Source organism: Paenibacillus sp. FSL K6-1566, from assembly GCF_038050475.1.
Classification (GTDB): Bacteria; Bacillota; Bacilli; order Paenibacillales; family Paenibacillaceae; genus Paenibacillus_AQ; species Paenibacillus_AQ lactis.
Window position 1 is genome coordinate 367,396 of the sequence record NZ_JBBOSR010000001.1, and the last position, 12,285, is coordinate 379,680.

At 57.7% G+C, this 12,285-nt stretch carries 5 protein-coding genes; all 5 read left to right on the plus strand.

The features are described from left to right. Positions 1 to 3: 3 nt before the first annotated feature. The 5 genes from NST08_RS01670 to NST08_RS01690 all read left to right on the plus strand — a co-directional run bounded on the left by NST08_RS01670 (position 4) and on the right by NST08_RS01690 (position 12,039). The gene (locus tag NST08_RS01670; RefSeq protein ID WP_007132630.1) at positions 4 to 834 is read left to right on the plus strand and encodes a carbohydrate ABC transporter permease; all 831 of its coding nucleotides are present in this window, start codon (positions 4 to 6) and stop codon (positions 832 to 834) included. 26 nt (positions 835 to 860) lie between these two features. Then, positions 861 to 3,008, plus strand: a complete 2,148-nt coding sequence (locus tag NST08_RS01675) for an alpha-L-rhamnosidase C-terminal domain-containing protein (RefSeq protein ID WP_341341375.1) — start codon at positions 861 to 863, stop codon at positions 3,006 to 3,008. Next, the gene (locus tag NST08_RS01680; protein ID WP_341341376.1) at positions 3,005 to 5,365 is read left to right on the plus strand and encodes a family 78 glycoside hydrolase catalytic domain; all 2,361 of its coding nucleotides are present in this window, start codon (positions 3,005 to 3,007) and stop codon (positions 5,363 to 5,365) included. Before NST08_RS01675 ends, NST08_RS01680 begins: the two co-directional genes overlap by 4 nt. A 103-nt stretch (positions 5,366 to 5,468) precedes the next feature. Further along, positions 5,469 to 9,335, plus strand: coding sequence for a DUF5722 domain-containing protein (locus tag NST08_RS01685; protein ID WP_341341377.1), 3,867 nt, complete (start codon positions 5,469 to 5,471; stop codon positions 9,333 to 9,335). A gap of 16 nt (positions 9,336 to 9,351) precedes the next feature. Then, positions 9,352 to 12,039 (plus strand): family 78 glycoside hydrolase catalytic domain, encoded by a 2,688-nt coding sequence (locus NST08_RS01690; protein WP_341034563.1) that lies wholly within the window; start codon positions 9,352 to 9,354, stop codon positions 12,037 to 12,039. The last annotated feature ends 246 nt before the right edge of the window (positions 12,040 to 12,285 follow it).

Sequence of the window (12,285 nt, forward strand, 5' to 3'; positions counted from 1 at the left end):
GGCATGAATACCAAGGCAAGGCTTGTTCAGCAGTCGGCGCTTTATGTGCTGCTTACGGTTTTTGTAGGATTAACCCTCGCCCCGATCGTCTTTACGCTGATCTCATCCTTCAAAAATAACGCCCAGATTCTAGGAGGCATCTGGACGCTGCCCGTCCCGGCGCAAATCGGCAATTATGCGGAAGCGTTCGCGGCCATTTGGCGCTACACCTTGAACACCGTGCTGTATGCGGCGGTGGGAGGCACGCTCGTGGTGGCCTTGTCCGCTGTGGCGGGCTACACCTTTGCCAAGAAGGAATTCCTCGGCAAGGAGTTGCTCTTCATGATGATGCTCGCGATCATGATGATCCCGGGCGTGATGACCCTTATCCCGTCGTACGTGCTGTATGCGAACCTGGGCCTGGTCAATACGCCCTGGGTTATTATTATCAGCGCCGCGGCTGGAGGACAAATCTTCGGCACGTTTCTGTGCAGAAGCTTCATGGCGGGGATTTCCAATGAGCTGTTTGATGCGGCCAAAATCGACGGCGCAGGCGAATTCGTCGTTTTTACGAGAATGGTGCTGCCGTTGTCGGTTCCGGTTCTCATGACCCTGATGATCATGCAATCGGTCGGTATTTACAACGACTATATTTGGCCGCTGCTCACGATCAAATCGAACAGCATTCAGATGATTGGCGTCGGTCTTACGCAGTTTACGAACCAGTTCGGCATATCCAACATGGGCGTGGAATTCGCAGCTTATATCATTTCGGCGATTCCGCTCGTGCTGCTGTTCAGCTTCGGGATGAAGTACTACATTCAAGGGGTTACGCAGGGTGCCTTGAAAATATAAACGACGGACCAAATGGAGAGAGATGGATGAATATACACAGACAAGCGGAGAAGATTCCCAGCTGGATCTGGCACCCGGAACGGGAAGGCAGACGACGGATCGTGCTGGAGAGATCCTTTGTTCTGCAAGAGGCGGAGCGGATAGAGATGAAGCTTGCCTGCACGGGAGAAGTGGAAATCATGCTGAACGGAGCGCCCGTTGGTCGCGTTGCGGAGCACGCCAGGCATACGTCGGCATTCTTCAAGGTAGAAGGATTGCCGGACCGGCTGGAGCCGGGGGCGTACACGATTCGTTTGGAAATCCGCAACACGGTATCGATGCCCATGCATCCGATCAACATGCATCTGCACGACCGCTCGGTCGGCTGTATCGCGTATATAAGCGGAAGTGAAGGATTGTGGCTGGCCACGGACGAGACCTGGAGCGCTGGCGATTCCCCCGCCGAAGTGGTGTGCGTATGGGGCGAGGAGCCCTTCGGTGATCTGGACGGGGCTCCCGGCTGGTTCATTGCCGGCGGTTACGGCGATATCGCTACCGAGCCGATCCATGGCGTGAACGTTATGTCGGTTAACGGCATGGTGGCGGACTCTGATCAGGATGGCGCCTTTCTTCTACAAGGGACTACAACCGGACCGATCCTCCTGGGGGAGGTAAAGGCCCGGAACGAGCGGCATATTTTCTACCACCTCCTGAAGCAGGGCGAGTGGAAGGAACGCCGGACGCAGCAGCGCCAGCTGGATTTAAGCCGGGTGCCGCAGCTGCTGCTTGAACTGCCTCAGGAGCTGAACGTGCGGTTCTGGGTCGAGAACAGGGGGGATACGGAGATCGGTCTGTTGTGGAACGGCGCGGAATCTTTGCAAGAGCTGCTGCATTACGACGGATGTATGACCGAATGGCTGACCGTGCCTGCGGGGAGCGCCGTCGCAACCAATCCCCAAGGCATGCGCTACGTCAGGATGTACGTGAGCGGGGATTGCGGAGCGCCCTTCCAAGCCGAGATTCGGCTGGAGGCTGCCGGCGTTGCACTGAACCAGGTCGGGCAATTGCAGGTCGATCAGCCGTTGATGCGGCGAATCTATGATGTATCGGTCCATACAAGCCGGGTATGCCACCAAATCGGGCTGTGGGATGGCATCAAGCGGGACCGTCTGAATTGGGCGTACGATATTTATTTGGCAGCCAAAACCGAATATTCGCTGTGGGACGATTACTCCGTCCTGAAACGGTCGCTTCGCGAGCTGGGCCGGACGCCTTACGGCTATTGGATGAACAATCTGCCCTCCTATACGCTGTGGTGGCTCAGCAGCATTTGGGATTACTACTTTGAGACGGGCGACCGTGCGTTTGTGCTGGAGCTCCGGGAGGAGCTGCTGCGGCATATCGCCTGGGTAAGGGCGAATGCGGATGCCGGCACCGGGGTATTCATGCCGGAGGCCGAGGGGACTTACTCCTTCATCGAATGGTCGCCGATGGCCGAGTCCGAGTCCTGGGCGTGCTTAAATGCGATTTATAGCATGACGAAGAGCCAAATGCAGCAGTTGGCAGGGGATATACCGGAGCTTGGCATTCAGTGGGGTGAGCCGCGCGCGGAGCTTGACGAGAGCCGATTCATCGGCTCCTCCTACGCGTTGCTGACTTCGGTCATCGGCATTAAGAGCGGGTATGTCGGTGAAGAGCATGCACGCCGGTTTCTGCTTGGCTATCGGCTGAGGGACCCGCTCACCCCGCTTTCGGCTTATTGGCTGGCCGAGTGCTATTCGGAGCATGGCATGCATGAGCGGGCGTGGGAAGTGATTGCCACCGTGTGGGGGACGATGCTGGATGCGGGAGCAACGACCTTTTGGGAAGGCGTGAGGCTGACGCCGAGCAGCGATATTCACCACGCGCTGACCACATATACCGCGTACAGCTCCTACAGGATGAGTCTGTGCCATAGCTGGTCCAGTACGCCGGTCGTGTGGATCGCCAAGTATGTGCTCGGCATTCGGGCGCTTTCTCCCGGATATGAACGCATTGCGTTTGAACCTCATGCCATCGGAGGGCTGACGGCGGCAAGCGGCGTGATCCCGAGCCCGCGGGGACCCATTTCGGTGGAGTGGAGATTGGAGGAGGACGGTCGTATGATCAAATCGGCCCGCATCCGAGGGGCGGAGCTGGCAGGGAGGCTGGGATGAAAGCTGAATTGCACAAAAAGAAGGCGTCATGGCAGGCGAGCTGGATCTGGGGAGACATTCCCCCCAATACGCCGAATGTTTACCTGGAGGCTCGAAAGAGCTTTGATCTTGAAAAACCAGCTTCCCGAGCCCGGCTGTTCGTGTCGGCGAATCAAAAATATCAGGTGTACCTCAACGGAAGCTTTGCGGGAGGAGGCCCGTCTCCCGCTGACCTTCAGTGGAAATATTACGACGAAATCGACGTAACTGGCCTGATCCGCTCAGGAAGGAATGCGCTCGCGATCGTCGCTTACAACTTCGGAACCTCCGATATCGTGACAGGACAGATGCAGGGTCCGGGCGGCCTCATCGCTGAGCTGGAAATAGAGATGGGCGACGGGACACTGGCTGTTATTGCAACGGATACCGACTGGAAGGTCCGCCGTTCGCCAAGGTGGATGGCCCAGGTCTCCAGGCAGCATTTGTGGAACGGTTTCCGCGAAATTTACTTGGCGGAGAAAGAGGATGGCTGGGAGGAGCCCGATTATGACGATGCTTCATGGGCCGGAGCATCCGTAGTCGCAGCTGCGCTGGATCCGGACTCCCCTTGGCCGCGGCTGCTTCCCCGGGAGATTCCGCCGCTGGAACGGGTATTGGCGAAGCCGGCTGCGATCGTCCGGACGGACTCCAATTTCGGGGTCAGCGCCGGAGAATGCCGAATGCTGGCCGAAGCAGCGCAAGCATCGGCCGGAGCCGGCGGCAGCGGCTGGGATAGCTGGACGCTGGATGCAAGCGCCCCCGGATCGCTCCCCGGGGTGGTGTTCGACTTCGGCAAGGAAACGGTAGGGTACCCCGAGCTGGAGGTTCATGCACCGGAAGGCGGCGTCATCCAGCTGTCGTATGGGGAATCGCTGGAGCTGCAGCTGTACGATACGTTTATTCTGCGTCCAGGGATGAACCGGCTTAAGCCGTTCGGTCGGCGGGCATTCCGGTTTCTGCAGGTGTCGTGCCAGGCGACGCCGGTTCCGTTGAAGGTGGCGCATTTTGCCGTCGAATCCGTGCATTATCCGTTTGACCGGTCCGGTTATTTCCGAAGCAGTGATGAGCGGCTCAACCGGATCTGGGAGGTCGGCGTCTACACGACCCTCGTCAACAGCCAGGATCATCTGGAGGATTGCCCGCTTCGGGAGGAGGCGCTATGGGTAGCGGATGCCGTGGTAATGGGCAAAGTGATTTACCATGCTTTCGGCGACGAACGGCTGCTTCGTAAATGCTTGCTGCAAGGAGCGCGCATTCAGAATCCGGACGGCTCCATTCCGGGTACGGGGCCGGAGCGAAATTCGTTCCTGCTGCCGGATTTCTGCGCGCACTGGCTGTTCGGCGTGCACGCCCATTGGCTCTACACGAAGGACCGCGGGTTTCTCGGCGAAATCTGGCCAGCGGTCGAGCGGCTCATGGCGTGGTTCCGGGACCAGGAGGATTCCAGCGGCTTGTTTGCACGGGCCGACAGGCCAGGCTGGTGGTGCTTTATCGACTGGGCCGATTACATCGATCGGCGGGACCGGGTGACGGCCGTTTCCTGCTTCTATTACAAGGCGCTGGGATTGGCGGCGGATCTGGCTGCCGAGATGGATCTCCACGATTTGGCAAGGCAGTGGCGGGAGCATGCGGCCCGGCTGAGGACGGCGATCCGGGGGCAGATGCGGAAGCCCGGCGATATCGTATTCGCTGATTGCATCGGTCCGGAAGGGTTGTCGGCTCAGATCACGGCTCAGACCAATTTTGCTGCCGTCTGGTCGGGCGTTATGGATCCGCAGGAAGCCGATCGGTTTCTGGATGAATGGTATGAGGCCGGGAAGCTTCCTCCTTTAAAGGGCGCTTTCTTCTATCATGTGGTCCTTGAAACGCTAATCGGCAAAGGGAGAACCCGGCGCGCGCTGGACCTTATTCGCGAATACTGGGGCGGAATGCTGGACCGCGGAGCGACGACCTGGTGGGAGACGTTCGATCCAGCCCTGCCGTTCAGCACGGTGCCGAGTCCGTATCAGGGACACACGCCGACCTATCTGATCGATCATATCCCTGTGAGCTTCAGCCATGGTTGGGGGGCGTCGCCCAGCTATATTTTGACCCAATATGTGCTGGGATTGGATTTGAGACGGCTTGGCGATCGGGAGGTGCGAATTGAATTCGATCCGGGTGATTTGTCCGAGGCGGAAGGAGCAGTGCCAACCCGTTACGGGCTGATTGAAGCCCGCTGGAATCGAAAGGAAGGGGGAGGTTTGCGCTATGAGCTGACGATTCCGCAATGCCTGACGGTGAAGGCTGAGCAAGGAACGGAGCTTGTTGTGAGCACACGAGAAGGGATGATTGTGTAACGGATCCGGAACAATGCGGAGGAGAGCGGAAAGGGGGTGAATGGTGAAGCAGCAGTAATATCCGTGTGTGAACATATTCATAGCCATGCGAGGAGGATTGAACGTGAATAAGCTGAAGAGGTTCATGAAACCGCTGCTCGTTGCCGCCATGGCGGCGATTGCCCTGCAATCATTCCCTGCGGGGATTGCCCTTGCAGGTACGTATGACCCTGACCTGACAGCATCTGCCCATGTCAGAAGCGTCTCGGGTTACACGCCGTCCATCATCATCGATGATTTTAATCAGCCTGACGAGGTGAACCAGCCGGGGAAATGGAGCGCGGGAGCCGGTGCGGAGAATGTTACCTATGCCGACCGGTATGCGAACGGCCCGAATACGCCTTATGAGGGAAGCCATACGCTGGAGATTTGGTCGGACCAAGTCAAAGCCTATGAATGGAGAACCGTATCCAAGGAGTTTGATCAGCCCATTGACTTATCGGGAGTAAACTATTTAACGTTTGCGGCAAACAGCTATGGCTGGCAGACGGAGGATTATCTCATTAAGGCGACGTTGTTTAACGGAGACGAAGCCTACGAGAGCATTGCCAAGATCAACCCGAACAGCTGGAACAAAATCGCGGTATCCATCGAGGATTGGGCGCATCGGGATGCGATCACGAAGATCGAATTCGCGTTCATGCTCAATTTTGACCACGGCGGCTTGAAGCCAGGAGATCCCGGCTATGAATATTGGGGAGGCAATTATCAAATCGATTATCTCAGCGGGTCGAACGCGATCGGCATGGACTTCAACATCGACGGTGAAACGGAAGGATTTACCGCGCAGGGGGCGGCCGTGAGCGCGGCCGGCGGCGAGCTGCTGCTGGATGTGTCGGATGCTGCTCCGGTGCTGCAGTCTCCCATGATCATTCAGGACATCGAGCATTACAATACGCTCAGCGTAAAGCTTCGGAATGATGCTTCGTTCCATAAAGTAAGGGTCGAATGGGTGACGGAGGAGAGCCCGGCCTGGGACACCGCCAAATCGGAGGAATTCGATATTGCGGCTAATCACGCCTCGTCCGCCGAGTATGAGTTCAATCTGTCGCTGAGTCCCGACTGGACCGGTACCTTAAAACAGTTCAGGCTGTCGTTCTTAAGCGAGGACGGAGCAAGCGGAGGACAGATCGGCATCGATCAGATCCGGTTCAAGCAGCTGGCGCCGATCGAGCGTTTCCCGGGAGAGCTGACCAGGCATGAAATCGCCTCCTCTCTCGACCGGATCATCATCGAAGGAGTGCTCGACCCGGAAACGGTCGATTCCTATGAGAGCGCAAAGCTTCAATTGTTTGAGCTCCAGCCTTACGAATCGGATCGAGACCTGCAGAATCGGGCGCCGTTAGCCGAGCAGGATTTGTCCGAAAGATTCACGTTCGACATCGGCTTGGCGGACGACGTGGGCCATACCCGGATATATTCCAAATTCGCCGTTGCCATCGTCCGGCAGGACGGGACAATCGACCTTGTAGACCGAGCCAAGTATGTGAGCAATCCGGATGCGCTCGCGCTCGGAACTTATCCGTTCCCGGTTGCGAAGAGCAAAAAGGGGCTCCAGGTGCAAATGGTGGGCGATGCGGAGGATTTGGGCATCAGTCACGCGGCGCTGAACGTGGACTACAATAACGCCTTATATATCGATGGCACGGTTAACCCGGCCAATACGTTCGAATACGTGCATGAGGGAGAGACCTTTTACTTCAAGAAGGATTGGATCGAAGAGAGGGATAATTCCATTAAGAGCTTGTCGGATAACGGGGTGACGGTATCCCTGATCCTGTTGATGTATAAGACCGGGATGGACGCCACAACGCCAAACCGGTATCTCCTCCATCCGGATGCGACCGACGGCATTGTGTATGCCTTCAATACAACGGATGAGCTCGGCATGAAGTACTATAAAGCGATTACCGCCTTCCTGGCGGAACGCTACACGCGCGAGGACGAGAAATACGGAAGGGCCGTGAACTACATCGTCGGCAACGAGGTGGACGCCGGGGAGACATGGTACAACATGGGCAATGATAAGACGGTGCGAGAGTTCGTATCGGACTATGCCCGGACGGTGCGTCTGACGAATACGATCGTAAAAAGCTACTACAGCAACGCCAGAGTATACATCTCGCTCACGCATAACTGGGACCAGCAGCTGCCGCCGACACAGATCGGCTCGTTTGACGGCCGCTCGATTATCGACACGCTGCAGGCGGAGATTGCTGCGGAAGGCGATATTCCATGGCATATCGCTTATCACCCATACCCGGAGAACCTGTTCGATCCGCGGGCATGGATTGCACCACAGTCGCTGGAGCGATTCGATACGCCAAAAATCACGTTCAAGAACCTGCACATCCTTGTAGAATACATGAACCAGCCGAAGTTCCTCTACGGTGATAAGGCGCGCCGGATCATCCTTTCGGAACAGGGCTTTCATAGCGGCGACAATTCGCCGGAGAGCCAGCGGGTGCAGGCGGCCGCTTATGCGTATGCCTATTACATTACCGATTTTCTGGACGGGATTGACTCCTTCATCTTGCACAGGCATGTGGATCATGCCGGAGAATACGGCTTGAACCTCGGTCTGTGGACGCATGATCCAGACACGAGCAAAGGCTTAAACATCCCTGACGAGCACAAGCTCGTATACGATGTGTTCAAATATATCGATACCGAGCGCTCGCTCGAGGTGACGGAATTCGCAAAACCGATCATCGGCATCGGCGATTGGACGGAGATCGCGCCGGCTTTTGATGCCAGCAAGCTCGCGCGGCGGGAAATGCCGGATGCAGCCCAGGCCGAGGCGATTCAGGCCGGCCAGCTGGAAGGGGCCGAGGTCAGGTTTGATTTCGAACAAGACGATCAAGGCTGGACCAAAGCGGAATACGTCTCCCAGGTCGGAATGGATGATTCCATCGCCGCCAGCGGCAGCCGGTCACTGAAGGCATCCGTGATGGGGAGAGCACAGCTGGGCGACAGCAAAGGGATTGCCAAGACGTTCGATCAGCCATGGAGCGCCGAAGGCAAGCGGTACCTGTTCTTCGGCATTTATCCTTCGCAGGGTCCGGCGTCGGCCGAAGCTTATACTGTACGGGTGAAGATCTACAGCGATCAGCATATACTTGAAGCGGAAGAGAATGTCCCGGCGAAGCAGTGGACCCAAGTGGCAGTCGATCTTGGAGAATGGGCGCATAAGGACCGCATAACGAAAATTAAAATCTGGATTGCCCCGGAGAACCGGATTCCTTGGTCTGGCGGTTCCTTCCATGTCGACGGCATCGGTCTTGCGGACAGCATCGAACGGGTGAAGCTTGCCGCAGCTGTATCGCCCGAGCAGCCGGATGGACGCGGGGATTGGTACCTTCAGCCGGTGAACGTGTCCATCGAGGCGGAAGGCGGCGTACCTGAAGGCTGGAGCATTCAATATCGCGTCAACGGCGGAGAGTGGCAGGCTTACGACGCCGCATTTACGATCGATACGGACGGTGTCAATACGGTCGAATACCGCGCCGTCCATACATCGGGTGAAACTGGAAAGTCCACATCGCTGGCCATTCCGATCGACCGGACTGCGCCGAGCGTGAATGTTACGCTTGATCAAGCGGTGTTGTGGCCGCCGAATCAGAAGCTCGTGCAGGTGAATGCGGTCGTGGAAGCAAGCGACGAAGCTTCGGATATCGACTCGGTCGTTCTCACGTCGATTACGAGCAATGAAGAACTGCAGCCTGAGGATATTCAGGATGCGGACTACGGCACGCCCGATACCGCCTTCCTGCTGCGGGCAGCAAGGTCAGGCCAGGGCTCCGGCCGAATCTACACGATAACGTATACCGTTACCGATCAGGCAGGCAATGAGACGGTTGTTACGGCTGAAGTACAGGTACCGCATGACGGGTCAGAGATGAAAGAGAGTGGTTTGGCAGAGGTCGAATGAATAGGGGATGGACGACATGCTTAGGATACAAAATCCAAGGGTCAACGGGCTCAATGCGCCGCCAGGGCTGGATGAGCGGGTTCCTGTATTCTCCTGGCAGTTGACCGGCACTAGGCGGGGAGAGGAGCCGACTGCCTGCCGGGTGAAGGTAGCCTCAACGAAGGCGGGTCTTCGCAGCGAGGATGGGGAAGTCTTATGGGATAGCGGGAAGCGCTGCGGTCATGAGCTGTCCCTGTCTTATGAAGGACCTGCGCTTCGCGGAAACCGGCGCTATTGGTGGCAGGCCGAGGTGTGGGACTGCGACGGGAGCCGTTATGCCATGGAACCTGCCTGGTGGGAGACGGGACTATTCTCTGGCGACTGGCAGGCGGAGTGGATCTGGCGAGCAGGCGACATTGTGATCAATGATTTCGTCTATTTCCGCAAAACCTTCGAGCTTGGCGCACCGGTCGTTCGCGCAAAATTATTCGTCTCGGCTCATCATATTGTGCAGTTGTATGTAAATGGGCAGCGGGTAAGCGGCTTCGGGTCGCCTGCGCCGACGGGAGTTCCCCGCCGCAAGTTTTACCTGGCGTATGACGTCACCTCCTTGTTGTCCCATGGCGCCAATTGTATCGGGGCATGCGTCCATTATCTGGGGGGCAGCGGCCAGAACTATGTCGACGGCTCCCCGGGACTTCTGCTGCAGCTTCATGCGGAGCATGCGGACGGCAGCGAGTCGCTCGTCGCCTCCGATCGGAGCTGGCGGACGCTTCGGCGCATCCCGCATCGGATCGGGACTTCTTATCAACAGAACCGCCGTCTGTCCGCCGTGGAGGATTACGACGGGGGCCAGCTGGATCCGAGGTGGCTTACTCCGGCTTACGACGATTCATTATGCGATCCTGCCGTGGCGGCCAGCCCGGATTGCCGAGCGTGGCCGCTGATGTGGCAGCGGCTTCCGGAAGGCGCGGAGCTGGAGCTAATCCAGCCGACCACCGCGGGGCAGCCGAGGAAGGGGGCAGAAGGCTGGGTTCAGGTGTTCGATGCGGGGAAAATCGTCTCCGGTTGGCCGCGGATCACGCTTCCCGGCAAGGCCGGGGTGACGGTGCAGCTGCGTTACGCCGAATCGCTGGACCCGGACGGCCGGGTGCCGCATCAGGTCTGCAATGAAATCTCGCATAGCTATTTCGACCGTTATACGATGCACGGCCGGGGAGGTCCCGAGTGCTGGCAGCCGGATTTCAGCTACAAGGCCTTTCGCTATGTCGAGGTGAGCGGATATCCAGCTCCTCTGGAGAAGGGGCAGCTGACCATCTGCGCAGCGGGAACAGACATGGAGCGAACGGGACATTTCCGCTGTTCCTCCGCTTTCATCAACAAGCTGTATGACGTTTGCATGCAAACCCAGCGCAACAACGTGCTGGGCCAGGTCGTGGACTGCCCGCATCGCGAGCAGGCGCAGTATTTGGCCGATACCGATCTGCAGGCCGAGGCCTTGCTGTATAATTTCGAAGCGGTTCCGGTGCTGGACAAAACGCTGGGGGATTTCGCGGACGGGCAGCTTCCGGATGGCACCTTTCCGTTCGTGTTCCCGTCGAACTACTTGCATCCGGACTTCAATCTTCGTATTCCGGAGTGGGATTTGCATTATGCGACGCTGCTCTGGAAGCTGTACCGTTTTACCGGGGATCGGCAGCTGCTTCTCCGCCATTACGGGCCGATGCGGCAAATGATTGACGCCTACATCTCCGGGGCGTCGCCGGAGACCCGCTTAATACCGGTCGGAGATGGCTGGCATATCAGCGATTGGCCATATCCAACGGTTGAGCATGAGGGCGAGTTCCTGACGGTGCAGCAGATTAAAGCTTGGCAGGCGCTCCGGATTGCGGCGGAAGCGGCGGATGTGCTGGGCAAGGCGGAGGACCAGGAAATGTATGAACGACAGGCTGCGGCATTGCGCTCAGGTATCCTGACTTTCCTATACGATCCGTTCCGAAAGCTGCTTCGCGACAGCTCCGGCTCGCAGGCCTTCCACCAAGGCGTGAATGCGTTGGCGATCTATGCCGGACTGCTGCCGGAGGAGGACCGGGAAGCTGCGGTGGAAGCCGTTGCGGGTATGCCATGGGAGAGCAGAACCGTGCTTTCGCTGCCGCTGGTGCGCTTGTTGTTTGAGGAAGGACGGTCTGAATTGGCTTATCAGCTGCTTAGTAAATCCGATTACCCAGGTTGGGGGTATATGATTGCCCAAGGCGCAGAGACGCTGTGGGAGGGCTGGGACGACATCGAGTCCCACTGCCATGCGTGGAACGGGTATCCCGCCAGACTGCTGCAAGAATATATATGCGGTATCCAGAGCGGCAAGCCGGGATTTGCGGAGGCTCGAATCCGTCCCTTTTTCCCGGATGAGCTTGAGTTCGCCGAGGCTGCGGTGCCAACTGTGAGGGGAAGCATCAATGTGCGCTGGGAGCGGGTTCTGCGCGGCGGGATTCGGCTGCGAGTTACACTGCCCTGCACGATGAAGGGGCTTGTTGTCCTTGATTCGCGGCCTGATCGTCCCATAGCAAGCATAGCGGACCGGGATGAGCCGGTCTGGGAGGATGGGGCCGTCCTTCGGGACGTTCCGGGGATCGCGGGGTGCCGGCTTTACGGAACGCGGCTGGAATTGGAGCTTCTGTCGGGGGACTATGAGCTGATGATTCGATATGCCGGTGAGGGCTTGTAGCGATTTTTGGCGATTTTCCAAGAGAGTACGCTCTGGACGGTGAAGCGGAAAGTAGGATTTCGGACATAAGGTAACCGAGAAATCATGAAACGCTGGAATACGGCAGAAATGGTGTAGCGGCTAAACACTGGAATGGAACGGGAAATTGAAGGGAGAGGTCCGCTATCGTCGCGGGATCTCCCTTTTTTATGAAGTGTTATAGGCTGCCAACGAAACCAGCACTCCTCACATTTTGTTGATGAAGTC